The organism is Idiomarina sp. UBA4520, assembly GCF_002388365.1.
In the GTDB taxonomy this organism is placed as follows: Bacteria; Pseudomonadota; Gammaproteobacteria; order Enterobacterales; family Alteromonadaceae; genus Idiomarina; species Idiomarina zobellii.
The window spans coordinates 65911-90934 of sequence record NZ_DGMK01000022.1; the positions used below are offsets into that span (position 1 = coordinate 65911).

30 protein-coding genes are annotated in these 25024 nt (G+C 46.7%); 15 read left to right on the forward strand and 15 right to left on the reverse strand.

The window, feature by feature from the left end; genetic code table 11:
* The first annotated feature begins 17 nt into the window (after positions 1–17).
* The 4 genes from B3850_RS11215 to B3850_RS11230 all read left to right on the forward strand — a co-directional run bounded on the left by B3850_RS11215 (position 18) and on the right by B3850_RS11230 (position 3532).
* Positions 18–1247, forward strand: coding sequence for a tyrosine-type recombinase/integrase (locus tag B3850_RS11215; protein WP_286871763.1), 1230 nt, complete (start codon positions 18–20; stop codon positions 1245–1247).
* 117 nt (positions 1248–1364) lie between these two features.
* Positions 1365–2144, forward strand: coding sequence for a TIGR04255 family protein (locus B3850_RS11220; RefSeq protein WP_286871760.1), 780 nt, complete (start codon positions 1365–1367; stop codon positions 2142–2144).
* A complete protein-coding gene (locus B3850_RS11225; RefSeq protein ID WP_286871757.1) occupies positions 2135–2695 on the forward strand; it encodes a helix-turn-helix domain-containing protein in 561 nt (186 codons plus the stop codon). The genes B3850_RS11220 and B3850_RS11225 overlap by 10 nt, the downstream gene beginning before the upstream one ends.
* A gap of 12 nt (positions 2696–2707) precedes the next feature.
* Complete coding sequence (locus B3850_RS11230; protein WP_286871754.1) at positions 2708–3532, forward strand: hypothetical protein; 825 nt, start codon at positions 2708–2710, stop codon at positions 3530–3532.
* 114 nt (positions 3533–3646) lie between these two features.
* On the opposite strand, the gene B3850_RS11235 is transcribed toward B3850_RS11230, so the two are convergent.
* Both B3850_RS11235 and B3850_RS11240 read right to left on the reverse strand, forming a co-directional pair.
* Positions 3647–3904 (reverse strand): hypothetical protein, encoded by a 258-nt coding sequence (locus B3850_RS11235; protein ID WP_286911752.1) that lies wholly within the window; start codon positions 3902–3904, stop codon positions 3647–3649.
* Between the two features lie 297 nt (positions 3905–4201).
* Entirely contained in the window at positions 4202–4777 is a 576-nt protein-coding gene (locus B3850_RS11240; RefSeq protein ID WP_286911753.1) for a helix-turn-helix domain-containing protein, read from the reverse strand.
* 88 nt (positions 4778–4865) lie between these two features.
* Here B3850_RS11240 and B3850_RS11245 point away from each other — a divergent pair, with 88 nt between their 5' ends.
* Positions 4866–5504 (forward strand): LysE/ArgO family amino acid transporter, encoded by a 639-nt coding sequence (locus B3850_RS11245; RefSeq protein WP_286871745.1) that lies wholly within the window; start codon positions 4866–4868, stop codon positions 5502–5504.
* Positions 5505–5508: 4 nt separating this feature from the next.
* Here the strand turns inward: B3850_RS11245 and B3850_RS11955 are convergent, their stop codons facing one another.
* Positions 5509–5799 carry a hypothetical protein gene (locus B3850_RS11955; protein WP_339612203.1) on the reverse strand — a complete coding sequence of 97 codons (291 nt, stop codon included), beginning with the start codon at positions 5797–5799 and terminating at the stop codon, positions 5509–5511.
* 57 nt (positions 5800–5856) lie between these two features.
* Between B3850_RS11955 and B3850_RS11250 the strand changes: the two genes are divergently transcribed.
* The 4 genes from B3850_RS11250 (at position 5857) to B3850_RS11265 (ending at position 9084) form a co-directional block, all read left to right on the forward strand.
* On the forward strand, positions 5857–6153 hold the full coding sequence (locus tag B3850_RS11250) for a hypothetical protein (RefSeq protein ID WP_058578497.1): 297 nt from the start codon (positions 5857–5859) through the stop codon (positions 6151–6153).
* Between the two features lie 17 nt (positions 6154–6170).
* Positions 6171–6590: a nuclear transport factor 2 family protein gene (locus B3850_RS11255; RefSeq protein WP_286871739.1), complete on the forward strand. Its 420-nt coding sequence runs from the start codon at positions 6171–6173 to the stop codon at positions 6588–6590.
* A 99-nt stretch (positions 6591–6689) separates the two neighbouring features.
* Positions 6690–8558, forward strand: a complete 1869-nt coding sequence (locus B3850_RS11260) for a DUF885 domain-containing protein (RefSeq protein ID WP_286871735.1) — start codon at positions 6690–6692, stop codon at positions 8556–8558.
* A gap of 82 nt (positions 8559–8640) precedes the next feature.
* The gene (locus B3850_RS11265) at positions 8641–9084 is read left to right on the forward strand and encodes a YaiI/YqxD family protein (RefSeq protein ID WP_286871798.1); all 444 of its coding nucleotides are present in this window, start codon (positions 8641–8643) and stop codon (positions 9082–9084) included.
* 6 nt (positions 9085–9090) lie between these two features.
* Here B3850_RS11265 and B3850_RS11270 read toward each other — a convergent pair whose 3' ends face one another.
* Positions 9091–9369 (reverse strand): peptidylprolyl isomerase, encoded by a 279-nt coding sequence (locus B3850_RS11270; protein ID WP_286871733.1) that lies wholly within the window; start codon positions 9367–9369, stop codon positions 9091–9093.
* 113 nt (positions 9370–9482) lie between these two features.
* Here B3850_RS11270 and B3850_RS11275 point away from each other — a divergent pair, with 113 nt between their 5' ends.
* Positions 9483–10160, forward strand: a complete 678-nt coding sequence (locus B3850_RS11275; protein WP_286871730.1) for a DNA-3-methyladenine glycosylase I — start codon at positions 9483–9485, stop codon at positions 10158–10160.
* Here B3850_RS11275 and upp read toward each other — a convergent pair.
* The gene (gene upp, locus B3850_RS11280) at positions 10157–10786 is read right to left on the reverse strand and encodes a uracil phosphoribosyltransferase (RefSeq protein ID WP_053953326.1); all 630 of its coding nucleotides are present in this window, start codon (positions 10784–10786) and stop codon (positions 10157–10159) included. The genes B3850_RS11275 and upp overlap by 4 nt on opposite strands.
* Before the next feature lie 18 nt (positions 10787–10804).
* Complete coding sequence (locus B3850_RS11285) at positions 10805–11989, reverse strand: MFS transporter (protein WP_286911754.1); 1185 nt, start codon at positions 11987–11989, stop codon at positions 10805–10807.
* A gap of 72 nt (positions 11990–12061) precedes the next feature.
* Between B3850_RS11285 and B3850_RS11290 the strand changes: the two genes are divergently transcribed.
* Entirely contained in the window at positions 12062–12316 is a 255-nt protein-coding gene (locus tag B3850_RS11290; RefSeq protein WP_058578492.1) for a YkoF family thiamine/hydroxymethylpyrimidine-binding protein, read from the forward strand.
* On the opposite strand, the gene B3850_RS11295 is transcribed toward B3850_RS11290, so the two are convergent.
* Complete coding sequence (locus B3850_RS11295) at positions 12313–12960, reverse strand: methyltransferase family protein (RefSeq protein WP_286876059.1); 648 nt, start codon at positions 12958–12960, stop codon at positions 12313–12315. The two genes, B3850_RS11290 and B3850_RS11295, sit on opposite strands and share 4 nt — an antisense overlap.
* An 89-nt stretch (positions 12961–13049) precedes the next feature.
* On the opposite strand from B3850_RS11295, the gene B3850_RS11300 reads away from it, so the two are divergent.
* On the forward strand, positions 13050–13544 hold the full coding sequence (locus B3850_RS11300; RefSeq protein ID WP_286911755.1) for a hypothetical protein: 495 nt from the start codon (positions 13050–13052) through the stop codon (positions 13542–13544).
* On the opposite strand, the gene B3850_RS11305 is transcribed toward B3850_RS11300, so the two are convergent.
* On the reverse strand, positions 13531–13962 hold the full coding sequence (locus B3850_RS11305; RefSeq protein ID WP_286876062.1) for a nuclear transport factor 2 family protein: 432 nt from the start codon (positions 13960–13962) through the stop codon (positions 13531–13533). The two genes, B3850_RS11300 and B3850_RS11305, sit on opposite strands and share 14 nt — an antisense overlap.
* An 86-nt stretch (positions 13963–14048) precedes the next feature.
* Here B3850_RS11305 and B3850_RS11310 point away from each other — a divergent pair, with 86 nt between their 5' ends.
* Together B3850_RS11310 and B3850_RS11315 are read left to right on the forward strand one after the other, a co-directional pair.
* A complete protein-coding gene (locus B3850_RS11310; protein WP_286911775.1) occupies positions 14049–14471 on the forward strand; it encodes a secondary thiamine-phosphate synthase enzyme YjbQ in 423 nt (140 codons plus the stop codon).
* A gap of 2 nt (positions 14472–14473) precedes the next feature.
* Positions 14474–15370 carry a TIGR00730 family Rossman fold protein gene (locus B3850_RS11315; RefSeq protein ID WP_286876131.1) on the forward strand — a complete coding sequence of 299 codons (897 nt, stop codon included), beginning with the start codon at positions 14474–14476 and terminating at the stop codon, positions 15368–15370.
* Here the strand turns inward: B3850_RS11315 and B3850_RS11320 are convergent.
* From B3850_RS11320 to B3850_RS11350, 7 genes are all read right to left on the reverse strand, one after another.
* Positions 15353–16468, reverse strand: a complete 1116-nt coding sequence (locus B3850_RS11320; RefSeq protein WP_286876066.1) for an ABC transporter permease — start codon at positions 16466–16468, stop codon at positions 15353–15355. The two genes, B3850_RS11315 and B3850_RS11320, sit on opposite strands and share 18 nt — an antisense overlap.
* Entirely contained in the window at positions 16469–19189 is a 2721-nt protein-coding gene (gene rbbA, locus B3850_RS11325) for a ribosome-associated ATPase/putative transporter RbbA (protein ID WP_286876068.1), read from the reverse strand.
* On the reverse strand, positions 19189–20244 hold the full coding sequence (locus tag B3850_RS11330; RefSeq protein ID WP_286876069.1) for an HlyD family secretion protein: 1056 nt from the start codon (positions 20242–20244) through the stop codon (positions 19189–19191). Before B3850_RS11330 ends, rbbA begins: the two co-directional genes overlap by 1 nt.
* Positions 20245–20427: 183 nt before the next feature.
* On the reverse strand, positions 20428–21579 hold the full coding sequence (gene pgsW / locus B3850_RS11335) for a poly-gamma-glutamate system protein (protein WP_286911756.1): 1152 nt from the start codon (positions 21577–21579) through the stop codon (positions 20428–20430).
* 15 nt (positions 21580–21594) lie between these two features.
* The gene (gene pgsC, locus B3850_RS11340; RefSeq protein WP_286876072.1) at positions 21595–22170 is read right to left on the reverse strand and encodes a poly-gamma-glutamate biosynthesis protein PgsC; all 576 of its coding nucleotides are present in this window, start codon (positions 22168–22170) and stop codon (positions 21595–21597) included.
* The gene (gene pgsB / locus B3850_RS11345; protein WP_286911757.1) at positions 22167–23372 is read right to left on the reverse strand and encodes a poly-gamma-glutamate synthase PgsB; all 1206 of its coding nucleotides are present in this window, start codon (positions 23370–23372) and stop codon (positions 22167–22169) included. Before pgsB ends, pgsC begins: the two co-directional genes overlap by 4 nt.
* Before the next feature lie 131 nt (positions 23373–23503).
* Positions 23504–23842, reverse strand: coding sequence for a zinc ribbon domain-containing protein YjdM (locus tag B3850_RS11350; protein WP_286876075.1), 339 nt, complete (start codon positions 23840–23842; stop codon positions 23504–23506).
* Between the two features lie 204 nt (positions 23843–24046).
* Here B3850_RS11350 and B3850_RS11355 point away from each other — a divergent pair, with 204 nt between their 5' ends.
* Entirely contained in the window at positions 24047–24988 is a 942-nt protein-coding gene (locus tag B3850_RS11355) for an ATP-grasp domain-containing protein (RefSeq protein WP_286876077.1), read from the forward strand.
* Positions 24989–25024 lie beyond the last annotated feature (36 nt).

Here is a 25024-nt window from a genome sequence, read left to right on the forward strand (position 1 = left end):
AAGGGAGGTACGCAACTATGGCCACACTAACCGCCACGAAAATCGCATCATTGGACAGAAGTAAACAACATGGGAAATATGCGGACGGTCTCGGTTTGTATTTTGTAGTCCCAAATAAAGGCCATTCATACTGGTCGTATCGTTACACTGTCCATGGCAAGCGCCGTGAAATGACGTTAGGCAAATATCCATTCATGGGATTGGCCGATGCTCGCGGTGAACTGTTACTGAAAAAGCGTGAGTTACTCAATGGACTTGACCCTTTGGTAGCCAGGAAGAGGGAGGCTTGGTCTGGCATTGAAACTATGGACCATTTGTTCGAAGAATGGTTTGCCAATGATATTAAGCCAAGATTGAAACATCCGAACATTCCTGCTCGATTGTACCGAAAGGAGATGAAGCCGGTAATCGGCGATATGCGAATTGAGCAGGTTACTGCTAGGGATGTTCGAGAAGTGTTACAACGGGTAAAGTTGAGCGGACGGCCAAGCATTGCGAATGACGTTTTGATGTATATGAAGCAGTTGTTTCGTCATGCGGTGAAGCTTGATTTAACCCTGAATAACCCGGCAGCAGCATTTGGTACCAATGATGCCGGGGGCATAGAGAAATCTCGAGATCGCGCGCTTTCTCTTGCAGAAATCAGAGAGGCAACTAAGGTTTTCCGGAAGCATATGGACCGCTTCGGTATGGATAACTACATTGCCGTTTGTTTGTATCTGGTGCTTGGCGTACGTAAAACCGAACTGACTGAAGCACCATGGACCGAACTGGATTTAGTTAAAGCAGAATGGGAAATACCGGATGAACGGGTGAAGAAAGGTAAAGGTATTGTTATACCACTGCCAAGCCAAGCGGTTGAATGGTTTCACATGCTAAAAGCGCGTTCATTTGGTTCAGACTATGTTCTACCGGCACGAAGAGGTTCGAATAGACCTTTCATTGGTGGCGACACCATTAATCGTGCAATCAACAAAATGTTTGGTATCGAACAAGGTCGCAAACGCCCTGGGCCTAACTTGATGGGAGATATAGAGCATTTTACCGTACACGATTTACGGCGAACCTTTCGCAGCCAAGTGTCAGCACTAGGCTTCAGTGGTGCTGTTGGTGAGCGGGCCATAAACCATAGTCTGAAAGGCGTTGAAGGCATTTATGACCGTTACGATTACTATGAAGAACGGCGGCAGGCGCACCAGAAGGTTGCTGATGTGATTGAGCCGCTGGTTCGGCTGGGAATGAATTAAACATATCCAAAAAGGAAACTTGCTAAACTTTTGGATGTCACATACATTGATAGAAGCAGTGTGTAATTTAATGTATAATTTTATCCCGCTGTTGACCAAACTATAAGGACTATTGGTGTGACTGACTATAAAAAGCTTGAGAATCAGCCGCTTAAGCTGGTTCTTGCCGAATTTCGGTTTTCCCAAATTCTGCAAATTGAGCAATACATTCCGGAGCTCCAAGAAATGCTTCGGAAACAGTACCCTACATTCCGTAAAAGTGCAGAGCAGTCCGTTCACGTCAAACCTGATGGTTTAGAAGTCACGTCCATTAGCCGTTGGTCATTTGCATCAAGTGATAAAAGGCATGCTATTGATATCAGTCAAGATCGACTTATTTATTTTACTAATGCATATCCGCGGTTCGAGGGCTTTTCTGAAGCGTGTAAGAACGTTCTTGATAAGGTTATTGAAATTATAGAGCCTTCATTATTATTAAGGGTTGGACTCAGGTATTGTGATTTAATTACGGCTAATAATGAGGATGAATTCATCCAGTTAGTTGATAAGAAATTTATTCCTACAGCAACGACAGCGGGAATTGGAAAAACACGACATCTGAAAACTGAAAACTATGTTGAAACCCAACATGGGACGCTATCTATTCGATCATGGTTTGGTGAGATGCCGCTAACCTGCCCACCAGACATTGATAATGTTCCGGTGCAAATTAAGCGTGATGACTCACCCTCTGTAAGGTTAATTCTTGACTTCGATCATATTTGGGAAGCGGGTGACGAATCAGTATCTTTCAACTGTGATGAGGTCCTTAGCAGACTATCTGATTTACACGACGCGTCACGAGCAGCGTTTTGGGAAGTCACTACAGAATTTGCGAGGGACAAAAAATGGAATTAGCTGCCCCGGATTTCAATTTAGCGACTCAAGAGCTTCATGGATACATGTATAGCAAACGGGTACAGCAACCTACGATAACGCTAACATGTAACGATGTAGAGTCGCCTATCCCTGGAGTAGTAAACGGGTCCGGAGGAAAGTTCACCGTAACCCTAGCGCAATCTCACAGTGGAGCAGGAGTTTCTTTTGTAGTTCAAACAGGGAACTCAATAGCTATTGCGATAGATAAAATCTGTGGAACCTTCGGACTAACCAAAGAACAGCTTGCTGAGGTTTTAGGAACTACTAGAAAAACGATTTATAACTGGATTGAGGGTGTTGCCCCACGTTCTAATACGCTGGTTCATATTCATGAGCTCCAAATGACCGCAAATGAATGGGTGAAAAGCGGTTTACCACATCCAGGTGAGCAGCTTCGTGAACTGGTAATTGAAGAGCTATCTCTTTTTGACCTTATTAAAAAAGGTGAAAAGGACTTAATTTTATTTGCTGGCAACAGATTAATGTTGCGCGGAGCAAAGAACAAATCATTGTCAGATCCATTTGCCTAAAGGTTACGAGTTATGATGGGAAGCAAACTCGAAGATAGTGGATGGCGGCAAGGTTCAATTCTTAAGGATGAGGACGCGGCAGAGCTTGCAAAACTGTGCGGGTTTGAGCCTGAATTTGAGTATTATGCCGTTGTATCCTCGCAGTCTTGTGATATCGCGAACGACAACTTAGAGCTTGAACCCAATGTTGAGGTTTATTTTGTGCAAGGCGGTTTGGATAGTTTAAATGGTAATTATCGGCATAATAAAAATGCTCGCTTACTGCACACGAGTTTCATTCAAAGAGTTAATAGCAATTCTCTATCGGAAGAAAGGCTCATAGAAATTAAAGCCTTTGATAAACAATTCATTGCTAAAGCTTGGTTTTCTGAGCGTTCTCCTGACGATACGAGACTATTTGAAGAATACGACTTGCGACATTTTTCAGATTGGCTTGCCGCTCGGTACTCACGTCCAGCTTTACCCAGTGAGTTCAATAGACGAATTGATGCATTTGATCGAAAAGGGAAACTCAGGCAAAAGGCAAAAAAAGCGACTAATGAGCTATCTGGGATGTATGTTGAAATCCATCCTTTTGATGAAATTGCCGATGGTGAGCACTACCGAGTAAATCTCTTGGGCACTATTCCTGTAGACTTTGATGGTGATATCGGCGCTGCCGAATCAGCACTTGAAAAACATGCAGAAGTATTACGCGCAGCCCAAATGGACGTCACCATTCGGCTAGCAAGAGAAGATGAAATTTCGATTGCTGTTATCCGTAGGTTTAAGCGTTTTTATTATGATGATCTTTCTTATAGCGCCGGCACAGCGCTACCTGTAGAAGTAATGAAATAACATTATTTTAGAGTTTTTCTAGTGCGCTATCTCGAACTATAAGCTTGATCAAACACAGCTATATTCACACCTCTACTGGGTTTTGATTTAAAAAAGCGACGAGTTTACCGCCATTCAAAGGGGAGCTTCTACACCTAGCCGGTTCCAGTATTCAACAATTTCATTTTCGTGAGTGTTCAACGGGCGACCGCCGCCTCCCGAGTTATTGCAGACTCCAGCGCTTAGGCATAAGTTGATATCACCATACTCGATTAATACTCTTACGCAGACATGCTCACCTGCTTTTTGTAACTCATTTATTGTGCCGTTGATCCACCCTGATTGGCGACTATCCCAAATTCGGTCTTGCTCGTTGATTATGACTTTAATCATTGCCCTTCCTTGTATTAGGTTTGCTACTTAATGGGATTAAGGAAGAGGCGACTGCAAACTGCCCCTGATAACGTTAGTTCGGCGTCGAGCGATAGTGTTCAGGAACCTTCGTGCCATCTTTCTTGGTGTGCGCAGGAACGTGAACCTTCTTTTTGCCGCTTGTCGTCTTAGCCATGCGATCATCCTCATGGAAGTTTAGACTAAAGGTCTCAGCAAGGTACGAGTCAGCTCCTTGCCTTAAATTAATAAGTGGGGGTGAGTGGTCAAAATTTCAACAAGAGATTGGCGGTGCGATCTCTACCTAGACTTTTCATAAACCGTCATTGTGAAGTGAACGGGTTCGGTAGTGCTGTTTAGGTAGGTGTGTTCGACATCCATTTCGGCGGTCATTGAGTCACCTGCGGATAACGTATAAGTTTCTTCATTCACCAAAACGTCTAAACAACCCTCCTCAACGTGAATGAGTTCAATGGTTCCTTTGGAGTGCGCCTCCGATACAAATTGTTCTTTGGGAAACATGGACCACCGCCATAATTCAATCATGATAGCGCCCTTTGAACCGGCAAGCAGTCGAGCAGAGCCCCCATGATCACCATTCCAAAGTGTCGGAATATCCTGAGGCTGTCGAATCGTTACTTTTGGATCGTCTGACACAGCGACGATATCAGCAACAGAAACAGCGAGTGCATTGGCTAATTTACACAGAATCCCTATGCTTGGGTTTGCACGGCCTTTCTCTATTTGCACAAGCATTCCCTTGCTGATTTCGGCATTTTTAGCCAGTTCATCAAGGGACATACCGTGCTGTTTGCGAAAGCTGTTGACGCGTTTGGCGATAGCTTCATTAATCGCTGTTTTATCTTTATCGGTCATTATATTGACTATTTGTTTCTTTATATTAAACTGGCGATGATTTCCATTATCGTTGACTTAAACGATTAGAACAACGCAGGAAGTGATAATGTTTGAGTTTGTCAGTGTATTCGTCATGGGTGCCGTGATTTCTGGTGGGCTGATTATTGCAATTGGTAGCCAGAATGCCTTTCTGTTGAAAACCGGCTTAACCAATAACCATCCATTTGCAGCGGCGACCGTTTGCTTTGTTGGCGATATCCTACTTATTGGGGCGGGCGTGTTCGGCGTTGGTGCGCTCTTTTCGATTGAAAGTATCTGGGGGCAAATGCTGAGCTTAGCGGGCGCCATTTTCTTAATTTGGTATGGCAGTAATGCGCTAAAGGCCGCAATAAAAGGTGAAAGTCGATTATCGGTAGACGAGAATGAAAGCAAAAGAACATCGCTTAAAAGCGCATTATTGATGGCTTTTGCGATGACATTTTTAAACCCACATGTTTATATCGACACCGTTGTTCTGGTCGGCGGCGTTACTGCCGGGCTTGAGCAAGCCTATAGACCGTGGTTCGTGGCCGGCGCTTTATGTGCCTCCGCAACGTGGTTTTACACATTGGTATTTGTTGCAAAAAAGCTCGCTAACAAACTGAATAAACCAAAAACGTGGCGTATTATCAATGCATTAATCAGTGCTGTAATGTTTCTAATTGCTGGCCGTTTGTTAGTCGATGTGATTCCGTATTGGTTTTAGAAAACTACCCTCGAGACGCAAGAAGAGCACATAAGGGCTCGTTAATATAATAGTTAGCACGACCAATGCGTTGTTTTTTCAGAAAGCCGTGCTCAACAAGTTGCTCCAGGTATTTTGTCGCTGTAATTCGCGTAACGCTAAGTTCATCAACGACAAACTCGATTTTAGTGTGATAGCGAAGCTGACATATAAGTTTTAGCCTTTTCTGTACATTAATACCGAAATATATATAAATAATCGTAAATATTATATATGAAAAGGTGTTTATGTATAGAAAATAGATTTTTTTATACATAAGGCGCGTTAGCACTAGCAATTAACTTGTCGATACACCCAGGAAAAAAGTTTACCTATGCGAAAAAATGACAAAAAAATCGAACGAGAAATCATCCGCAAGCTGACCCGGGTGTGTGAAGAGGCCAAATTTGACCATCCAGGCTTTATTTGGCTGACGCACGACGTGAATTACCAACGCTTTCCGCAGAGTTTAAAGGTAACTCTGGTATTCAATGAGCAAGTCGATGAAGCGGTTATGCTGTCTGAGTTTGGCCAATTAATTCCGATCGTTCAGGCTGCGCTGGAACCCGTTATTGGTGGTATGCTGCCAGCTAAACAAATTGAAGCTCGCCGTGAGCATACCCTGCAATGATGGGTTAAGGACTGATCATGTGTTACCTACGTTACTTCTTTGTGTTTTTCTGCTTTATTTTATCTGCGCCTAGTTTTGCAGAATCGAACCGATTCGAACAAGTTGAGCAGTTTGTCGCTGCGTTTAATGACCACAATGCTGAGCGAATGGCGCAATATGTGACTGAAGATGTGCAGTGGCTATCGGTAAATGGTGACAAGATCACGGTTGAAACCCGTGGTAAAGAAAGCTTGGTTAAGGCGATGAGCGGTTACTTTACGTCTTGTCCATCGTGCCAAAGCCGATTAGAAGACTTTACTGTGCTAGGCAATCGCATCAGCGTTGTGGAAGAGGCCAGCTGGCGTCGGAACGGCGAGCTCCGTTCGCAGAAAAGCCTGGCCGTTTATGAGTTTTCCAATAACTTAATTCACCGCGTTTATTATTTCCCTGCTGAATAAGTCGATTGACCTTAGTAACTGACCTCACCACCGCGCATCAATTGACATCCTGTGCTGCAACCGTTATCAAGTTAAGCACAACAACAGGAGAACACACACATGTTTGAATATAAGAAAATTGCACTGGCGGTATCGTTGGTGCTAATGACAACTGCGTGCTCAGATGCTGCAAAAGACAGCACGACAAATAAAGCTGCAGAACCGCAAACGGCAAGTGCTGAAAACACCAACCAACAGTCAGAGCAAACCGAGTCAGAAAAGGCTAACCAGCTGTTTGAAGACATTTTTATGGAAAATGTCATGCGCAGCCCAATGTATCAGTCTTATCTGGGTATTAAAGACGACCAGGATAAGTGGGATGACATTTCTGACGAGCAAGCCAAAGAAGACTTGGCGTTAACCAAAAAACATTTAGAGCAAGTTAAAGCCATTGACGAATCAAAGCTTAATGAGCAAACCAAAATTAGCTGGATGCTGATGAAGCAGAGTCTGGAAAACGACATAGCTGACTTTAAGTGGCGCCATCACAACTACCCGGTTAACCAAATGTTTGGGTTGCACTCAAGCGTGGCATCACTGCTGATTAACCAACACCGCATTAGCAGCGTGGATGACGCGCAAGACTATATTTCTCGCTTAAATGGCTTACCGGAATTGTTTGAACAGTTAGCGGAAAACCTGGAGTTGAGAGCTGAAAAAGGCATTATCGCTCCTAAGTTTGTTTACCCATACGTTATTAGTGACAGCAAAAACATTATTACCGGTGCACCGTTTGACGATGGCGAAGCCAGTGCACTGTGGGGCGACTTCACCGGCAAACTGGATAAGTTGGAAATCGACGAAAGCCAGCGTGAACAGCTGCTCGCAGACGCTAAAAAAGCGATGTTAGAGTCAGTGAAACCAGCTTACGAAAACTTAATTACTGCGGTAGAGGGTATTGCCGAACAGGCCACGACAAAAGACGGTGCCTGGAAGTTCCCAGACGGTGAAGCGTTCTACAATAACGCGTTACAACGCACCACCACGACTGACTTAACCACAGAAGAAATTCATGAGATCGGCCTAAGTGAAATGGAGCGTATTCATGAAGAAATGCGCGCCATTATGAAAGAAGTTGGTTTTGAGGGCACGCTGCAAGAGTTCTTTGTCCACATGCGCAACAGTGACGAGTTTATCTATCCAAACACGGAAGAAGGTCGCCAGCGTTATCTGGATGAAGCAACAGCCTACATCGATAACATGCGTGAACGTTTGGATGAATTGTTCATCAATAAGCCAAAAGCGGGTCTTATCGTGAAGGCGGTTGAACCGTTCCGCGAAAAGTCTGCGGGTAAGGCGTTTTACCAACAACCTTCAATGGACGGCTCACGTCCAGGCACTTACTATGCCAACTTGTATGATATGGAGGCTATGCCAACGTATCAAATGGAAGCGCTGGCTTACCACGAAGGTATTCCTGGTCACCATATGCAAATTGCGATTCAGCAAGAGCTTAAAGGTATTCCTAAGTTCCGCCGCTTCGGTCGCTACACCGCCTACAGCGAGGGTTGGGGGCTGTATACCGAAAAGCTGCCGAAAGAAATTGGCTTATATAAAGACCCATATTCAGACTTTGGCCGCTTAGCAATGGAATTATGGCGTGCGGTTCGTTTGGTCGTGGATACCGGTATTCACGACAAGAAGTGGACGCGCGAAGAGGGCATCGATTTCTATGTGACCAATACCCCAAATGCCAAGTCTGATGCAGTGAAGATGGTCGAGCGTCATATTGTTATGCCAGGTCAGGCAACGGCTTACAAAATTGGTATGAACAAAATTCTGGAACTGCGTGAAAAAGCGAAGTCAGAACTTGGTGATAAGTTTGATATTCGCGAGTTCCATGACGTAGTGCTTGGCAGTGGTCCAGTACCACTTAACATACTTGAGCAGTTTGTTAATGATTATATTAGCGAGAAAAAGAGCGCATAGTCGCAAACTTTAGGCTCATTTTAAGCAGGCACCATAGATATGCGGTGGTGCCTTTTTTCGTTAGGAAGTCACTATGACCACAATCACAATTTGGGTGGATGCCGATGCCTGTCCAACGGTTATAAAGGATATTTTGTATCGTGCGGCAGAACGCAAACAACTGCCGCTGGTATTAGTAGCGAATCAGCCACTGCGGGTACCGCCGTCTAAATTTATACGGACGATGCAAGTGTCCTCTGGGTTTGACGTTGCAGATGACGCCATTGCCGAACAATGCCAGCCGGGTGATTTAGTTATTACTGCGGATATACCGTTGGCAGCGGATGTTATTAAAAAGGGTGGGCAGGCACTGAGCCCACGGGGTGAGCTTTTTACAAAAAGTAATATTGGCTCACGCCTTAATATGCGTGACTTTATGGACACCATGCGTAGCAGCGGTGAACATACCGGCGGTCCACCGCCCTTGCACCAGCGCGATCGCATGGCTTTTGCGAACGAATTGGATAAAATTCTTTCGCGTGTTTAAGCAGCTTTAGCTGCGGGAAAGCGTTTTAATTAAATGCCAGCCAAACGCGGTTTTTACCGGGCCGTGTACTTCCAGCGTAGGCTTGCCAAATACCACTTTATCGAACGCTGGCACCATTTCACCGCGGCGGAATTCACCCAGGTCGCCGCCCTTTTTACCCGAAGGGCAAAGTGAATGTTTGCGCGCTAAATCTGCGAACTTGGCGCCGCCAGCCAATTGCTTCTTCAAGTCTTCTGCTTCTTCTTTGGTTTTCACTAATATGTGTACTGCTTGCGCTCGTGCCATGTCGGACTCCTTTGTTTGTCGGCCGCATTTTACCTAAATTTGCATCATGAGCCGAATAGAATCATTATTTGGCTCAAAATGTGAGCCGAATAGCGAGGCTGGAGTAAACCAGAATGACTGACATTATCCACTTTTCAGTATTTTATGAGCGCGCCTGCGAACGCAAGGGCGGAGAAGCAGCAATGCGTGCCATGTTACCCGAGGTGGTAAGCGATAAAGAACTAGCAAAGGTTACTGATGACAGAGTCCTTTCGTTAATGACCCATTGTATCTTTCGGGCAGGTTTCGTCTGGCAAATTATTGACCGCAAGTGGCCACAGTTCGAAGAAGCCTTCAGTGGTTTTGTACCGCTTTACTGGCAGCAAGTGCCACCGGAGCGACTAGAAGAGCTGGCGCAAGACGAACGTATTGTGCGTAATTTTCAAAAAATAATAACCGTACCGGTTAACGCCCGAATGATTGTCGAAGTGTCGGAAGAGCATGGGAGTTTTTGCAAGTTTTTGGCTAGCTGGCCGCATGATGATCAAGTTGGGTTATTGATGTTCTTAAAGAAGAATGGTGCGCGCTTAGGCGGTAACACGGGTCAGTATTTATTGCGCATGTTGGGCTGGGACGGCTTTGTTTGTGCAAGCGATGTGCTCACTGCGTTACGGAATTTTAATTTACTGGATGCCTCACCAACCAGCCAAAAAGGCCTTAAGCAAATACAAGCAGTGTTTAATCATTGGCACCAGGAAACAGGGCTACCGCGTAGCCATATTTCCCGCATCTTGTCATATAGTGTTGGCTAACGCGTACCAAAGATCTTATCGCCGGCATCGCCCAAGCCAGGGATAATATAGCCGTTTTCGTTGAGCTTCTCGTCCAGCGCTGCAGTAAATATACGTACGTCAGGGTGTTGTGCTAAAACAGCTTCGACGCCCTCGGGTGCTGCGACTAACACGAGTACACGAATATCTTTGCAGCCTTTGGCTTTCAGCATGTCCAATGTTGCTATCATACTGCCACCGGTTGCCAGCATCGGGTCAATAACGAGCGAAATACGCTGGTCAAGACTGCCAACAAACTTATCAAAATAACTGACCGGCTCTAAGGTTTCTTCGTTGCGGTATAGGCCGACCACACTGACTTTGGCGTTGGGTATTAAGTCGAGAACGCCGTCCAACATGCCAATACCCGCTCTTAAAATAGGCACGACAGTCACTTTTTTGCCTTTTAACTGTTCGACTTCTATGGCTTCACCGCTCCAACCGTCAATAGTGGTCGTTTCTAAGGCAAAGTCACTGGTCGCTTCATAGGTCAGTAGGCTGCCAACTTCGTTGGAAAGCTCACGAAAACTTTTGGTTGATATACCCGACTTACGCATAAGGCCTAGTTTGTGCTGAACAAGCGGGTGTTTTATAACTTCTAATCCCATGGTTTGTATTCCTGTCGTTTAATTCGAGCTGATTTTATCAAACTTTCGCATTGCCCAAAGCCCTAAAACAGGGCCGGGTAATAGCAGCCAGGCGACCCACTCGTTTAATACTGGCCAGCTCCAGCTAGCTAACCAGATGGCTGGAATAGTCAGGGCGAATCCAACTGAGTTCATTACCGCTAAGGCACTACCAACTTTGTCAGCTGGCGCCTCTTGAGCGGCTAATGCTGAAAACTGAGGTGAGTCAGCAATAACCGAAATACCCCAAAGCGTCAGAGTTAAAAGAGCAACCCAAGGCGGTAGCTCAGTCATGAATGGGTATAACAAACACATTGCGCCGGAAGTGATAAGAGCGAGTCTGGCAACCGACACGCCACCATGCTTTTTGCTAAGCCAACCGCCACAGATACAACCAAGAGCGCCCACACCAATTAACGAGAATGATAACCAGGGAATGGAAGACAAAGACCAGCCAAGCTCAGATACCGGTGCTAAAAGGAGCAGAGGCACCAGCATCCAGAAAGCGTAGAGCTCCCAGCAGTGGCCAAAGTACCCACCGGCAACCGCACGGAAGCGTGGCTGTTTAAGCGCCGATAATCCCTTACTTAACGCCGCAGGTTTAGCTGTTGCCGGCAAATGTGGCCCGCTACCGAGAAGCCCTACGGCTATACCGCCTAAAATGGCTAACATAGAGGCAGCAAACAAAGGTATGTGCCAATTTAAACCAAGAGTGAAGCCTCTCATTAAATGCGGCAGTGCGGTGCCCAAGGTAAGCATTGCCAGTAACCAGGAAAGAGCCGCGCCGGCGTATTTAGGCACCCAGGAAATGACCAGCTTCATCCCCATGGGGTAAATGCCGGCTAAACACAGGCCAGTCAGTAAACGCAGAAACCACGCGAGCGAGAAATGGTCGGCGGCAATGATGAAAAGCGCATTAACTGATGCACCGAGCAAACTGGACAAGCAAAAAATAACGCTGGCTTTGTAGCGGTCAGCTAACCCGGTGAGCGCTAAAAACAGGGTGCCGACAATGAAGCCTAACTGAACGGCGAGAGTTAATGCCCCTAAGTCGGCTTCTGAAAGACCCTGCGCTGACGACAGGCTTAACCAAACACCATTAACGCTGAACCATAACGAGGTGCCCAGCAGCTGAGCTAAAATGATAACAGGTAGAGCAATGCGCGAGCGGACATCCGATGTCATTCATCAACCTCGTGTTAGTATGAATGGCCTGACAATTTACGTCGCAATAATAACGACAAAGGAGTGACTATCATGAAACTGACGGTTGAAATTAGCAAGTATCCACTGGCAGATGACTATATTGGCCCAATCAAAGGCTTTATTGATGAGCTGAATAAAACCGATGATGTAAAAATTATCACCAATACATTGAGTACTCAGATATTTGGCGACTACGACAAGGTGATGGAAGCCTTGCAGCGCTGTATTAAATGGTCATTTGAGCGTTACGGAAAAGTCGTCTTTGTTTGTAAGTTTTTACACGGCGACCTGAGTCCGGAAGACTAAAAAAGCCAACGCGGAACCTGAGCTTTGTAGTTTTGATACTCTTTGCCATAAAGCTCATTTAGGGCGTGCTCTTCTTTAATGGCTTGAGCATGCACCATGGCCACGCCGACCAATAAGCACACTAAGGTAAACAGGCTGGGTAGCGCCAGGAATAAACCCAGTTGGCCAAGCATAATGGCTAAGAACATAGGGTTACGCGAGCGCGCAAACGGGCCTTGCGTTAACAGTGCTCGGGAGTTGTCGTGGTCGATACCTGAACGCCAGTCCTGGCGCATATAGGCGTGGCTGTAACTGACAAACCCAAGTGATACCAACATTGTGAGCATGCCAATAGACAGCACCCAGGGTGTGTAAAGAGGTTCTATAATGCCGAGCCAGGTATCAATAGGGTAAAAGACCCGGGCAATACAAATAAGCAAAATTGCACCGCGGAAGAGGTTAAAAACCTGACGTATCCACCATGTCGCACTGCCTTTTTCACCATATTGAATGTGGCTTTGTGAGGTACGGCTATTAAGCCCAATGGCAGTACTGGCGTAATGAACCGCAATAAACAAAAAGTACACGGCTAAAAAGTGGCGGCTAATCAGGTCAATATCGAACAAAAAGATCTCCAAGCTTCGGTACACGCAATCATCTCCCATTCTACGGTTCTTTAAAGAGATTGAAAGAGTCGGGTGAAATATCGTTTTTTGTGCTATTGCTTAACTGTGCTCTTGGTAAAGGAAAAGTTATGCGCGTTATAACCTATGGTGCTCTGCTATTAATTGCCCAGGCGTTGGTTGGCTGTGCCTCGCCAACCTCCTCCATTCTTATTGGTGATGCCCGACCGGAAATTCCGGTAGAACAAGTAAAAGTCTACTTAGAGGCGCCTGACAGCTACGAGGAAATAGCCCTTATAGAAGCAAGCAGTGATGCCTCCTGGAGCTTTGGTGAACAAGCGAAAATGGAAGCGGTGTTGAAGCGACTGAAACAGGAAGCGGCTAAAGTGGGCGCTAATGGTGTGTTGCTGCAAAAAACCGGAGACAAGCAAGGCGAGTCAGTTTATGTCGGCGCAGGCTCTGGTGGCTATTCAGGTAATGTTGGCTTTGGAGTCAGTGTCGGCAAAGCGTTTGGTTTGACGGATAAAACCGGAGAAGGCATCGCCATTTATGTAAAACCAGATAATGGCGGTGCGGCATCAGAGAACGACTCTTCAGAAATTAAGGAACCTCTTAAGGAACTTTAGTCGCGTTCCAGTTAACCGCTTGCCAGCGGCCATCGCGGTGAATTAAAACTCCGGTATTATAGAAGTACTTAGTGACTTTACCTTCTTCTTCAGCGGTTAACGTGAAGTTGAATACAACGGTGTCACCAAACTGTTTTACCTCGATGTCTTCAGCGCCATACCAGACGTTAACGTTGTCCGGATTTTTCGCTTTGGCGTCTTTCATGCCTGACATGAGGTGGTCTTTACCAAAACGTTCACCGCTGGAACTGGTATAGGTCAGCTCCTCTGCCCAGAAACGGTCATGCGCTTTGGGTGCGCCAATGCTAGCGCCGTATAAAAACGCTTCTACTGCTTTGGTTGTTGCTTCCTTAATATTCTCTTGTGCGGTGCCAGCTGCGCTGAACAAAACCGCAATGGCTAATAATAAGTAACGCATTGTCGTTATTCCTTTAAGTTGTTCTTCGGTTTTCGGTATGCTGTAAGCATATGGCAAGCAATGAAGCACGGCAAACAGGTTTACAAATGCTTATCAAACAAACAGAACTGCAACTGGCTCCTCACCCAAGGGGCTTTCACCTCATTACTGACGAGATTGAACGAGCTTTGGTTGAGCTTGGGCAGGTATCAACCGGGTTATTACATGTGTTTATTCGGCATACATCGGCGTCGCTGACTATTAATGAAAATGCTGACCCGACGGTTCGTCAGGACTTTGAAAGCCACTTTAATGAAATGGTGCCGGAAAACGCTCCTTACTATCGGCATACGTTTGAAGGGCCTGACGACATGCCAGCTCACTTAAAATCGAGCATTCTGGGGAGTAGTTTAACTCTGCCTGTAACCAATGGGCGTTTAAACCTGGGAACCTGGCAAGGCATTTACCTGTGTGAACACCGAGACCACGGCGGATCCCGAACGCTAATTTTAACTCTGCAAGGCGAATAACAATGACAGAAAAAGAATTGCACCGACGCCGCCTTATTTCTGCTAAGCAGTCTGAAGAGTCTATTGCGAAGATTGAAGGGCAGGGCTCTTACAAATTAGCGTTTGCTGACAATGAGTTTTTGCTGAGTGATGACTTACGAGCCGTGCGCCTTCAACTGGAGTATTTAAAGCCACAGCTGACTCTGGAAAAGCACAATGTTGATGCCACTATTGTAGTGTTTGGCAGTGCAAGGTTTTTGCCGCCCGAGCAGGCACAGCATGATGTTGGTGTCGCCGAGCAGGCGCTGGAGAAAGACCCTGAAAACGATACCCTTAAAGGACACCTTAAGCGGGCAAAAAGGGCTCTGAAAAACAGTGCTTATTATCAGCAGGCAATGGACTTTGCGCGTATTGCGACAGAACACAACCTCTGCCACGACGATGAAAACCTAATGATTGTCAGTGGTGGAGGTCCCGGCGTCATGGAAGCGGCAAACCGCGGAGCGATGGAAGCCGGAGGTGACAGCATTGGCTTGAATATTGTGTTGCCTCACGAGCAACGGCCAAACCCTTATATAACCCCCGAATACTGCTTCCAGTTTCATTATTTTGCTATTCGGAAAATGCACTTTCTGCAACGTGCGCGGGCGCTGGTGGCTTTCCCCGGTGGTTTCGGCACGCTGGATGAACTGTTTGAAACCTTAACTCTGGTTCAAACCCAAAAGTCTGAGCCAGTGCCTATTGTCTTAGTCGGCAAGGAATTTTGGCAGCAGTTGATAGACTTCGACCTCTTGGTTGAGGAAGGTACGATTGCCGAGCAGGACCTAGAGTTATTTGAAATTGTCGATAGTGCCGAAGAAGCCTGGCAGGCCATTTGCCACTGTTATGACTTAAAAAACGGTTCACGCCATATCCGCTAAGCGCTCTCGGAAATGGCGCCATGACACCCAGAAGAACAAGGCGCCAATCCCCGCTAATGCCAGCAGTTGTGGCCAGACGATATCGACATCCGCGCCACGGAATAAAATGCTTTGGCCAAACTCAGTAAAATGAGACGTTGGTGCAAAGTACATAACGGCCTGCACCGCAGTTGGCATACTGTCGAAAGGCGTCATGCCGCCTGACAGTATTTGCATGGGCATAATAATGAGCAAAAACAGCAAGCCGAACTGCGGCATTGAGCGTGCATAAGTGCCTAAGAATATGCCAATAGACGTGGTTGCGAATAAGTGCAGTGCAGTGCCAAATAAAAACAGGGTTAAAGAGCCGCTGGTCGGTATTGCGAGCGCTTGCTTAATAATGACAGTTAATGAAAAAGCGGAGGCAACCAACACAACTAAAGCCATTGCCCAAACTTTGCTAACCATAATTTGAAAAGGCGTTACCGGCATCACCATAAGATGTTCGACGGTGCCATGTTCTCGCTCTTTGATCAGCGCAGCGCCAGTTAAAATAATCGACAGCATGGTTATTTGGTTAATGAGCTCCATAATGGCGCTGAACCAGCCACTATTAAGCTCTGGATTGAATTGCGCTCGTACGGCAATATCTATGGGTAGTTGCGTGTCTGCTTGGGTAAACGTACTGACTTCACGGTTAATAATCGACTGAATGTATCCGTTGCCGGTAAATGCCTGACTCATTCGGGTGGCATCGACAATCAGTTGCACTTTTGGCTGCTCGCCATTGAGTAAGTCTCTCTGCAGGCCTTCCGGTATATCCAAAATAAAGGTGTAGCGGCCTTCGTCCATGAGCTGATCGGCTTCACTGGCAGAAACGGCCTCCGGGGGCAAAAAGTAAGGCATTAAAAAGCCATTGATTAACTGATTTGAGAGTTGTGAACGGTCATTATCAATAACCGCTATGGGTGTTTTATAAAGGGTTTGTGGTGTAGCCGATGCGGCGGTGTAAACGAAGACAGTAAATGCCAGCATAATAAATAAAAGCAGCATAGGGTCGCGTGACAAGCTCACTAATTCTTTTACGCCTAAATGCGAAATGTTTTTGAGAGAACGCATTTATCGCTCCTGCTTCTTAACTAAGCTAACGCCAACCGCAATAAAAATAATGGCAGCAATACTGAGCCCTACCAACATGACGTGCAGCTCATTAAAGGACAAAGCTTTTGAGAAAACACCGCGGCTGACAATCATGTAATAGGTTGTTGGATAGACTTCGCCAATGACTTTCGCTAACCCTTCTAATGATGTGACCGGCGTTATCATTCCGGAAAACTGTGAGGCTGGAAGGATTGTTGCCAGAGCGGTGCCAAACAGCGCTGCAATTTGGCTGTTAAGAAAAGCGGACATAATCAGGCCTAGTGCAGTGGCGCAAAGCACATAGAAAAACGTAGCCAGAGTAAAAGTCAGGAAGCTGCCGGTCAGATCTACCTTAAAAATAAATAAAGCCTGCCCAACCAATATCAGGAAGTTAACCATCGCCAGAACAACATAAGGGAGCTGTTTACCAATGAAAAATTCACTTTTGCGAGTTGGGGTGACATAAAAATTAGTAATGGAGCCTAGCTCTTTTTCCCGCACGACAGAGAGGGAAGTTAAAATGGACGGAAATAGCATTAGCAGCAGAGGTATCACTGCCGGCACCATCGCTGGCAGACTTTTAATATCTGGGTTATACCGATATCGCGACTCTATATTAATAGTGGCCCGTTGAGGTACAGGGGCACTTAACTGCTGCTGTTGCTTTTGCAGCCAGTCCATATGCATACCCTGGATATACCCTTGTGCGGTCTCAGCCCGCATAGGCATAGCGCCATCAACCCAGGCACCGACGGTGACGTTATCGCCTCGTTGTATATTGCGAGCGAAATTAGCGGGAATTTCAATTGCCAGGCTAATTTCGCCAGTTTGTAGGCGAGCGTCAACCTCTGCATAACTATTTAGCGGAGGTTGCTCATTAAAGTAACGAGAGCCCGACAAACTGAGAATATAGTCGCGACTGGTACTGGTCTTGTCGCGGTCAAGTACGGCGAAACCAATTTCATCAACATCCATGTTAATGCCGTAACCCAGTACGAACATAAGAATAACGCTGCCGACCAGCGCCATGACAAGTCGCACCGGGTCGCGGAGTAGCTCTAAGGTTTCGCGGTGACTTATGCTAAGCAAGCGCCTTACACTAAAGCCGTGACTGAGTTTGAGGCTTGCTTGTTTTTGCAGCTCTGGAGCCGGTTTCTCAGTGTCGCTGGGCTGTTCCGAAGCCGTTTCTAAATAATCAACAAACGCATCTTCGAGCGTGCTTCTGTTACAGCTTTTAATAATGCTCTGCGGTGTGTCAGTCACTAACACTTTTCCTGCGTGCATCAATGAAATGCGGTCGCAGCGCTCGGCCTCATTCATGAAATGGGTCGAGATAAAAATAGTGACGCCATGCTCGCGGGACAGCTTTAATAAAATATGCCAGAAGTTATCGCGGGCAGCAGGGTCAACTCCCGACGTCGGCTCGTCCAGAATCAGTATTTCTGGCTGATGAATCATGGCGACAGCGAGTGATAGCCGTTGACGTTCACCAACGGGTAACTGCTTAGGAAGTTGCTTAAACAGGCGTTGTAAGTCGAATTGATCGGCAACTTCTTTTATACGGTTTTCGACATATTCTTCGGGAATATCAAATAGCCGGGCGTGCAGTTTTAAGTTTTGATACACCGTAAGCTCACCATACAAAGAAAAGCTCTGAGTCATATACCCCACGCGTTTGCGAGTGTCCAGAGCGCGACTGTTAATGGGTTCATTAAACAGCCAGGCTTTTCCGGAGCTGGGTGTTAAAAGACCAGTGAGCATTTTCATGGTGGTGGTTTTACCGCAGCCATTAGAGCCTAGAAAGCCAAATATTTCGCCTTTTTGGATGCGGAAATTAGCGTTATCAACGGCAGTGAAGTCACCAAAACGCATGGTCAGCTCTTGCGCTTCTATGGCAACTGAATCGTTTTTAGACGGTTGTCGCGAGGGCTCAAAAATTTGAGCCGATTCATTGCCAAGCAATGTCATAAACGCTTGTTCCAGCGAAGACGCCGCGGTTTTTTTAAGTAACTCAGTTGGAGAGCCGCTGGCAAGCACCTTTCCTTCATTCATGGTAGCTAACCAGTCAAAACGTTTAGCCTCATCCATATAGGCCGTAGCAACCAGTATGCTCATGTCCGGGTGTTGTTGGCGAATGTCATCGATAAGTTGCCAAAACTGACGGCGAGACAACGGGTCAACGCCGGTGGTTGGCTCATCCAGAATCAGGAGCTCTGGCTCGTGAATCAATGCGCAGCATAGTCCGAGCTTTTGTTTCATTCCGCCCGAAAGCTTAGCGCTGGGTCTGTCTTTAAACTCCCACAACCGGGTGGCTTTTAGTAAACGACAGACTTGTTGTTCACGCTGTTGGCCGTTAATACCAAAAAGTTGGGCAAAAAAGCTGAGGTTTTCCTTCACTGACAGTGTTGGATAGAGGTTTTTGCCTAACCCTTGTGGCATATAAGCAACACGACGATACAAACGTTTGCGCTGACGTGACTCACCAAGGTCTTCGTTTAACACGAGTAGCCGCCCGGACTGTAAAGCTCTGGCACCAGAAATAAGAGACAGTAACGTCGATTTACCCACGCCGTCGGGGCCAATCAACCCACACAACTTACCTCTGGGGACATCCAGAGATACCGAGTTCAGCGCGAGTTGCTTGCCATAATGATAGTTGAGCTTATTAACAGAAACAGCAAAGTCAGCCTCGCGAGTCATCAATCAAGCTCCGACTCGAGCTCTTGCGGCCAGCTCTCTGTAGCATCAAATTTCACGTAAGCAACTCCGGGTAACCCTGTTTTTACGCGTTCGAGGTGCTTTTCCAGAAGTGCTTTGTTAATACTGGCGCGAACGCGGAACATGAGTTTTTCACGCTCTTCCTGGGTTTCGACCGTTTTAGGTGTGAACTGTGCTACGTCGGATATAAAGCTTATGCGAGCGGGAATGCGATACTCTGGTAGTGAATCTAATACAATACGCGCTTCGCTGCCTACTGAAATCTTACCGATAGCACTGGTTGGCAGAAAGAACGTCATGTAAACATCGCTCAAGTCCACCATGTTTACAACTCGACCTCCGCTGCCTATTACTTCTCCCGGTCGAGCAATAACGTATTGAATGCGGCCGTCGCGAGGCGCAAGAAGCGTACTGTCATCTATTTGAGTTTGAATGCGTTCAATGGTTGCCTGAGAGGCTTCTGCTGCAGACCGAGCACCTTCAAACTGTGATATAGACGTGGTAATGGCGGCTTGGGATGACGCTATTTGTGATTTTGCAGCTGCGACTGCTGACTTGGCACTGACAACAGCAGCTTCTGCATTGTCTTGCTCTTGCGCCGATATAGAGCCTTGATCAGCCAAACTACGAACGCGTGCTAAGCGTTTTCTGGCAAGTTCCAACTCCGACTCGCGTTGCTGTAGTAAAGCTTCTGCTGCCTCTTTTTCGGCTCGGCGCTGTTCAACCTGGCTTTGTGCGGTATTAATCGCATTTTGGGCCTGCTTGAACTGGGCTTGTGCTTGGTGTAGTTCAGCTTCCAGCGTTGTTGTATCGAGTTTAGCAAGCTTGGCACCGGTCAATACAAAGTCGCCTTCGTTGACCCAAACACTGTCTAATCGCCCAGCTACTCTGGTCGCCACATTTATTTCGGTGGCCTCAATTCTACCGTTACCGCTGGCAACACCGTCGTAGCCGTCTGTGCCTTTATTTGTCCCCAAGTAAACAAAGAAAGCGAGTCCTAAAACGACAATTGCCCAGACAATAGTTCTTTTATTCATAGTTCATTCCAAACTGCGGTTTGGGCGATAGAAGCGCTGGGAATGCTGATGGGTCTATGGGTTAAGTATTGAGTCATAAAAAGAGAGCCTTACATGGAAAGTGCTATGTATAGTTTTAGCACTAAAAACAGCAAATGTAAGGCTCTCTTTTAGAGGAGAGAAGCTACCTTATAAGGGGGAGTGTTAAACCATGGGCTTGGTGCCTTTACCACTGTGGCCCGAACGCTGCCATAAACTGGTAATACGTGCAGAGCGAACAATAAGCCAAGTCAGACCAAATAAGCCAATGGCTAAGCCCAGCGCTAACCACCGGTTATAGGTGGTCGCAGAATAAACACCGCCGTTTCCAACCGGCACTGCTTCTGGTGGCATTAACGGCAAACCGTGACGCTCAGCCATAGTTTTAATGCCAATGAAGTGAATGCCCGGAATATCTTCTTGTAAGAAGTAACCCATAACAGTCTCTACGGCAAAGGCGCGTGCAGGGGCATCTGTTTGCAAGCCCGAGCTGAACATATCATCAATGCCCGGAGGGCCTACCACGGTAGCACCACCGCCGACGTTAATGTAAGCAGTGTAATTGCGCTCAGCTGAGTATTCACGGAAAATCGCTATACGATCGGCGACCGCTTCCTGATAGTTAGCTGGTTCTATGAATTTCACATCAGCTCGTTCAATAGACGCCTTAATTGACTTTAAACCCTCTTCCGGAAGACCGATACCTCGATCTTCAATACCGCCAATCGAGGCGTAGTCGGCATGAAGGCTAATAACACCCGCTTCACGCAGCTTACGTTCCATATCTAGCCATAGAAAGTTGGGAACGTTGGCTCCCCACTGTGAGGACGAAGCGGAAGCAACAATAACAGCATCTGCCTCCATTGCTTCAAGAGCCGAGTAGACAGCAAGGTTGAGTGCTGGGAACGAGCCCGAAACCGTTACGGCAACTAAGTCACCTTTTTTAACACCAGCTTCCGCTAATAATTTAACAGCAACAGCGGCCCAGTTTGGGTTAATGGTGGTTTGTTTTGACTCACGACCGCCATGGTTAGTGGTTACAATACTATTTTCTAAACCGACCAAGCCCGAGCGCTGCGGGTCAAACTCCGGGTTTATGGGGGCAATTTGGGCTCTTAGTGGTTGCAACACATTCATGCCTTCACGCATGATCTTTGCGGCATTCACCATGGTTGCGTAATTATCTTCAACGACCGGATCGCGCTGCTTCATATTCTCCGCCGCGACAACAACGGTAATTGCGACGACGATTAAGAAAATAAGTCCCCAGGTTGGTACACCTGAAGAGCGCCAATAAATTTTAGTAAAACTACTCATTATAGGGTTCTCCTGTTACCAACCGGGCATTTGAAAGGCTTTGCTAGCTTCATACATTTGCAGAGACTCAGGCATAATGACAATCAGTGCTAAACGCACTAAAACAGCGGTCACGGCCAGTCCGCATAGTGTTTGCAGAACGCCTTGCCGTTCAAACCAAATAGCGATAAGCCCCGGAATAATGTAACCGATAATGCTACTTTCCATCACCGACATCATCACGGTTGACTCAAGCGCGCCTACTTGCGCCTGTGCATTGTCACCGCCGGCAATCATTTGTAAGTCGGCCCAGTTTACTAAGTTGCCAATAAACAAGTCGAACAGACCAGCAATTAAGTAGCCGGTTAAAATCATGATGATGGTTTGGCGACGGCCATAAATAATGGCAAAACTGGCAATGACTTTGACAATCAAATAAGTCATAAGGGCTGCCAGTAAAGTAATAGCCAGGCTTAGCGGGTCTGTAAGCTGTAAAGCCACATAACCCGGAACAACCAAGCCGCCTGCTGCGAGTCCTAACGTATGAGTCAGTAGTAACGTAAAAAATAAGCCAACGCCAATGGCAACGGCCAATATGTTAAGCGCTATCATAAATCTTCCTCTTTAACGGCACGGTTTTGGAAGAAGCGAGCGACTTCTTCGCCGCCGCCATGAATATTACACATACCAACAACCAGTGCGTTACCTGCAGATTCTTCTAAAATAGTTTCCGTAATATCCGTGGTTTCACCACCTTCGAGCACCAGTAGTTTTTCTGGGTCCAGACCATGTTTCACGGCATTACGGACAAAGACAAAGCAACCCGAGCCCATTAAAATAACTTTATCGGCCTCAGTCCATTGTCCTGCTTCTTCAGCCATTTGCTGTGAACGGTGAGGTCGGTCAGCCCGGCAATTAATGAGCATGATCTTCTTGCGGCCTTCGCCGAACTTCTCAATCATGTTTTCCCAAATTTTACCGGTCGACTCAGGGTCGTTAGCGGCAAAGCCGTTAACGAACACAATTTCGCGTTTGAAGTAGTTAATGTGCAGAACCTGCATGGCGCCGGCTTCCGGTTCGAGTTCGGTCATGCCTTTTAAGGCTTTATCGCGGTCAACGCCCAGGTGTTCGCAAATTTTTAAGGCCAAAGCGACGTTTTCTTTATGCTCGGCATAGCGAAACTGACTCATGGTGTCATCGGAAATGGCATCAACTTCTTCCAACGTCACACCGTGAAGTTGTGATTTCCTGTCGTGACATGAGTGTTCGAAAGTCGGCAATAAGTCACGTTCTGCGGTAAATAAATTACCTTTCACCGGAGTGCTTCCCGCCAGCGCTAAGGCGACGTCTTCTTCTCCAGGGCCCATGACATCTAAGTGGTCGGGACGGGCGTTGGTAATGACACCCACATTAGAGCGCACCATGCGTAGCTCACTTAAAGACTGGTACTGTGGTTGTAATGCCATACACTCCATCACGACAATCTCAGGCTTTAATCTTGCCATGCGTTTAAGTGTTCGCATTTGCTCTATAATGTTTGCGCCACTGACGCGGTAAATTGGGAACTCGCGACCGTCGGGGTCGGTGACTGCGGCGGCGGAGCCCGTTGTTTTCGCACAAACACGTTTACCGCCGGCACGAAGCCCTGCGGCAATGAGTCTAGTGACACTGGTTTTGCCACGCGTACCATTCACATGAACACGCACCGGAATGCGGCTAACCAGCCAACGATGTTTTAGCGCTTCTAAACCACCTGCCAGAACAAGTGCTACCCAAAGTCCTGCAACAATGGCGAGCAAAACAGGTATTTCCATAATCGCTCCCCTTAACATACATAAATGTATGTATTCTTTTTAGCGAACCTTTACAAAAAAGACCAATGAATTTAGGGATCTTTACACTTCCGCGTGCGAATACATGGTTAGTTCCAGCAAGCGGTTTTTTGCTACGCTTTTTTCACGAACTCTGACTTCAACTTCATTGGGCCAATGCCGTCAATTTTGCAGTCGATGTCGTGATCACCCTCTACCAGGCGAATATTTTTTACTTTCGTACCGACTTTAACGACGGACGATGACCCTTTTATTTTCAGATCTTTAATGACGGTCACAGTGTCGCCGTCTTCTAAAGGCGTGCCGTTTGAGTCGCGGTATTGTGGTGCGTCATCGGCTTCTGAAGGCTCGCTTTCAGACCATTCATGACCACACTCAGGGCAAATCAGTAAGTTACCGTCGTGATAAGTGAAGGTTGACTGGCATTCGGGGCAGGCGGGGAAGTCGCTCATTAGAAATCCTTTTAAATTAAAAAGAGGCGCAATTATAGCCTGTTAGTCTCGAGCCCGCATCTGGTGAGCACTGGCATGTTGGCGAGTTGGGTGGCAAGCAGTACAATGAGAGCGGTTAATGGCCCCAGCGCTAAATGTTTCATTAAACGATTTTTCTATCCATAGCGTATCTTTCCCAGTAAAGATAATAGATAAGAGGTTCACATGCGAGATATTGTTATTCTGCACGAAAATGAAGAGTGGCTAGTGCCATTGAGAGCAGAATTTGAGAAACGCGGAGTTGAGGCCAAAGAATGGTTTCTTGATACGGGGATTATTCCTTTTACCGAACTACCCGACGATGCGGTGTACTACAATCGCATGAGTGCGTCGTCACATACGCGTGGACACCGGTTCGCACCTGAACTGACTCGTATGGCGCTCACCTGGCTTGAAAACAATAACCGAACCGTTGTGAATGGCAGCGGTGTGCTAGCGCTGGAAGTGTGTAAATTATCGCAGTATGCGGCTTTGCAAAAAGCTGGACTCAATGTCCCCAAAACACAAGCTGTGGTTGGCAAAGAGCTTATTGCGGAAGCGGCTGAAAACTTTGCTCAATGGCCACTTATTTTGAAGCCAAACCGTGGCGGTAAAGGTTTGGGAGTTATCAAGTTTGATGATGTGGCCGGTCTGAAATCTTATATAGAGAGCGATGACTACGAAGAGCCATTAGACGGTGTTTGGCTGTTGCAGGAGTACATTAAGCCGAAGCAACCGCACATTACTCGTAGCGAATTTGTTGGTCAGAAGTTTGTATACGCAGTCAATGTGAATACAGAGCAGGGTTTTGAGCTTTGTCCGGCGGACGTATGCAGTGTTGATGATGCGTTTTGCCCCACGAACGAAGCACCGGCGGAGACCCCCAATAAGTTTTCGATTACAAAACGCTTTAACGGTCACGAAATTATTTTCGCGCTTGAGGCTTTTTTGAAAGCGAATGATATTGATGTAGCGGGTATTGAGTTCATTGAGGACGAAAAAGGCGAGTTGTACGTTTATGACGTGAATACCAATACCAACTACAATCAAACGGCCGAGCGGGAAGCTGGTGTAAAGCAAACTGGAATGGGAGCGTTGGCAGACTATCTTATTAGCTTAGCCAAATAATTAACCCGTAAACAAAAAAACGGCCCCAACTTGTGG

Excerpts from the sequence above, each read along its gene's own strand:
- B3850_RS11215 (WP_286871763.1), top strand. The coding sequence starts at position 18 with ATGGCCACACTAACCGCCACGAAAATCGCATCATTGGACAGAAGTAAA.
- B3850_RS11225 (WP_286871757.1), top strand. The coding sequence starts at position 2,135 with ATGGAATTAGCTGCCCCGGATTTCAATTTAGCGACTCAAGAGCTTCAT.
- B3850_RS11230 (WP_286871754.1), top strand. The coding sequence starts at position 2,708 with ATGATGGGAAGCAAACTCGAAGATAGTGGATGGCGGCAAGGTTCAATT.
- B3850_RS11235 (WP_286911752.1), bottom strand. The coding sequence starts at position 3,904 with ATGATTAAAGTCATAATCAACGAGCAAGACCGAATTTGGGATAGTCGC.
- B3850_RS11240 (WP_286911753.1), bottom strand. The coding sequence starts at position 4,777 with ATGACCGATAAAGATAAAACAGCGATTAATGAAGCTATCGCCAAACGC.
- B3850_RS11245 (WP_286871745.1), top strand. The coding sequence starts at position 4,866 with ATGTTTGAGTTTGTCAGTGTATTCGTCATGGGTGCCGTGATTTCTGGT.
- B3850_RS11955 (WP_339612203.1), bottom strand. The coding sequence starts at position 5,799 with ATGTATAAAAAAATCTATTTTCTATACATAAACACCTTTTCATATATA.
- B3850_RS11250 (WP_058578497.1), top strand. The coding sequence starts at position 5,857 with ATGCGAAAAAATGACAAAAAAATCGAACGAGAAATCATCCGCAAGCTG.
- B3850_RS11255 (WP_286871739.1), top strand. The coding sequence starts at position 6,171 with ATGTGTTACCTACGTTACTTCTTTGTGTTTTTCTGCTTTATTTTATCT.
- B3850_RS11260 (WP_286871735.1), top strand. The coding sequence starts at position 6,690 with ATGTTTGAATATAAGAAAATTGCACTGGCGGTATCGTTGGTGCTAATG.
- B3850_RS11270 (WP_286871733.1), bottom strand. The coding sequence starts at position 9,369 with ATGGCACGAGCGCAAGCAGTACACATATTAGTGAAAACCAAAGAAGAA.
- B3850_RS11275 (WP_286871730.1), top strand. The coding sequence starts at position 9,483 with ATGACTGACATTATCCACTTTTCAGTATTTTATGAGCGCGCCTGCGAA.
- upp (WP_053953326.1), bottom strand. The coding sequence starts at position 10,786 with ATGGGATTAGAAGTTATAAAACACCCGCTTGTTCAGCACAAACTAGGC.
- B3850_RS11285 (WP_286911754.1), bottom strand. The coding sequence starts at position 11,989 with ATGACATCGGATGTCCGCTCGCGCATTGCTCTACCTGTTATCATTTTA.
- B3850_RS11290 (WP_058578492.1), top strand. The coding sequence starts at position 12,062 with ATGAAACTGACGGTTGAAATTAGCAAGTATCCACTGGCAGATGACTAT.
- B3850_RS11295 (WP_286876059.1), bottom strand. The coding sequence starts at position 12,960 with ATGGGAGATGATTGCGTGTACCGAAGCTTGGAGATCTTTTTGTTCGAT.
- B3850_RS11300 (WP_286911755.1), top strand. The coding sequence starts at position 13,050 with ATGCGCGTTATAACCTATGGTGCTCTGCTATTAATTGCCCAGGCGTTG.
- B3850_RS11305 (WP_286876062.1), bottom strand. The coding sequence starts at position 13,962 with ATGCGTTACTTATTATTAGCCATTGCGGTTTTGTTCAGCGCAGCTGGC.
- B3850_RS11310 (WP_286911775.1), top strand. The coding sequence starts at position 14,049 with ATGCTTATCAAACAAACAGAACTGCAACTGGCTCCTCACCCAAGGGGC.
- B3850_RS11315 (WP_286876131.1), top strand. The coding sequence starts at position 14,474 with ATGACAGAAAAAGAATTGCACCGACGCCGCCTTATTTCTGCTAAGCAG.
- B3850_RS11320 (WP_286876066.1), bottom strand. The coding sequence starts at position 16,468 with ATGCGTTCTCTCAAAAACATTTCGCATTTAGGCGTAAAAGAATTAGTG.
- rbbA (WP_286876068.1), bottom strand. The coding sequence starts at position 19,189 with ATGACTCGCGAGGCTGACTTTGCTGTTTCTGTTAATAAGCTCAACTAT.
- B3850_RS11330 (WP_286876069.1), bottom strand. The coding sequence starts at position 20,244 with ATGAATAAAAGAACTATTGTCTGGGCAATTGTCGTTTTAGGACTCGCT.
- pgsW (WP_286911756.1), bottom strand. The coding sequence starts at position 21,579 with ATGAGTAGTTTTACTAAAATTTATTGGCGCTCTTCAGGTGTACCAACC.
- pgsC (WP_286876072.1), bottom strand. The coding sequence starts at position 22,170 with ATGATAGCGCTTAACATATTGGCCGTTGCCATTGGCGTTGGCTTATTT.
- pgsB (WP_286911757.1), bottom strand. The coding sequence starts at position 23,372 with ATGGAAATACCTGTTTTGCTCGCCATTGTTGCAGGACTTTGGGTAGCA.
- B3850_RS11350 (WP_286876075.1), bottom strand. The coding sequence starts at position 23,842 with ATGAGCGACTTCCCCGCCTGCCCCGAATGCCAGTCAACCTTCACTTAT.
- B3850_RS11355 (WP_286876077.1), top strand. The coding sequence starts at position 24,047 with ATGCGAGATATTGTTATTCTGCACGAAAATGAAGAGTGGCTAGTGCCA.